General features: G+C 46.7%; 1 pseudogene. It reads left to right on the plus strand.

Annotated features, from left to right (window positions below):
• The first annotated feature begins 812 nt into the window (after window positions 1-812).
• A pseudogene (locus OEL57_RS16345) lies at window positions 813-1,975 on the plus strand (IS4 family transposase).
• The last annotated feature ends 113 nt before the right edge of the window (window positions 1,976-2,088 follow it).

A 2,088-nucleotide genomic window follows, 5' to 3' on the forward strand; every position in this document is an offset into this window, starting at 1 on the left:
ATTTTGCTTAACTGGAAAGTGGCTTGCAGCAGCCCTTCCAAATTTGGCGGAGCTTCTATTAGCCACAGATACAGAGCGAACTTATCTTCATCAACAGGAGCTATAGGACTGATTAGCTGTTTAACTGATTGATCTTTGTCCGCTTGTTCCATTGTCGTACTGTCTCCACATGCACCTGGAGTATCCGGGCGATTTTACTGGGACCACATTGGGCCGTAAGCAACTCGTTTTTAACCTTCTGTGGGATCAGGTGCATAGTCCTATAAATAGACTCTCTGGAACTCAGACTAAAACAGGATGTAGTTATGAGGAGGTCAATCAGACATCTGTTTAATGCATCTTCGCTTTTTACACCGACCAAGGGAACTACGTCGATCTTATCTGTAGGTGGTAGAATATTACGGACAACACTCAACGTCCTCAATCCACCTACACAAAAGTGTTTGTCCTTTTTCCCAGAAACCACCTGGATTGGGTGAAGCTCAAGAAGATATGGCACTATTTCAGGACAAAAAAGCTGCTGTGGCTCTTTCAGCACAAATTCTATCGTAATGAGGTGCTCAACAACCTCGGGCTGCTTGAATACCGGGTGAAGTTTAATATTCCGTAATGGTATTTGAATGGGCTTCACGCTTAGCTAACCGGTTCGCCTTCTACAAAATCAATGTTGGCAATCACTAGTGTCCGGAATAGTTGACTTTGGTTTTGTGTAACCTACTAAGTTCTTTGAAAAGTATCTGAATTGTTCATGGCGTCGATTTCAGCGGCACCCAAAATCTGGCATCGTCCCCTAAAAACTCCGGGGCACGATCATGAACAAAGGCCAGACGATCTTTAGCCAGGTAATGGAAGTCATGCCGCTGAAAACATTCCACCGTTGTGTTGCTCGTTATGATGGCGATTTCAGCGTCAAGCACTTTACCTGCCTGGAGCAATTCCGTGTCATGGCCTTTGCGCAGCTGACCTATCGTGAGAGCTTGAGAGATACCGTGACCTGCCTGCGGGCTCAGTCGAGCAAGCTGTATCGGATGGGTATCCGCAGCAAGGTGTCCAAAAGTACCGTGTCTGATGCCAACGAGGTGAGGGATTGGCATATCTATGCAGACTGTGCCCATCACCTGATTGGAGTAGCCCGTGCACTGTACCAGAAAGACCAGATTGCCGTTGACATTGCACAAACGGTCTATGCTCTGGATTCGACAACCATTGACCTATGCCTGTCAGTGTTTCCCTGGGCGCATTTCCGTTCCACCAAATCGGCGGTCAAGCTCCATACGTTGCTTGATCTCAAGGGGAACATCCCAACCTTCATCCATATCTCTGACGGCAAACTGCACGATGTCAACGTTCTGGATGAGTTGCCCATAGAACCCGGCTCCATCTATGTTATGGATCGAGGCTATGTTGACTTCAAACGTCTGTACCGCATTGCCGATAGCCTGGCTTTCTTTGTCACCAGGGCCAAATCGAATTTCAAGTTTGAGCGGATGTACTCCTGTCCGGTCGATAAAGACACCGGATTGCTCTGTGACCAGACCATCAAACTGATAACTCCGGCGACAGCAAAGTGCTATCCGGACAAACTGCGCAGGATCAAGTACCGTGACCCGGATACCGACAAGGTGCTGGTCTTTCTGACCAACAACATGAAACTACCGGCCAAGACGATTGCCGATCTCTATAAGCAACGGTGGCAGGTTGAGCTCTTTTTCAAGTGGATCAAGCAGAACCTGCGGATCAAGACGTTCTACGGCACATCGGAGAATGCCGTGAAGACTCAAATCTGGATAGCGGTCAGCGTCTATCTGATGGTGGCTATTCTCAAAAAAAGGCTAAAAATAGAGGCCAGCCTCTACACAATTCTACAGATTCTGAGCGTGTCTGTCTTTGAAAGAACTGAACTAAACCAGCTACTTGCATTTTAGATTACAAAAACAAAGGAACTGAAAAACCTAAACAGCTGAAACTATTCTGAAATTATTCCGGACACTAATGGTTGGCAATATTGCTTTCTACTTGTGTCGAAGCGCCTGAATCAGGTGGCTGTTGTGAAAACCCTTTAAATAGATCAGCAAGCTCTATACAGGT

The organism is Trichlorobacter sp. (assembly GCF_030247655.1).
Taxonomy (GTDB): Bacteria; Desulfobacterota; Desulfuromonadia; order Geobacterales; family Pseudopelobacteraceae; genus Trichlorobacter.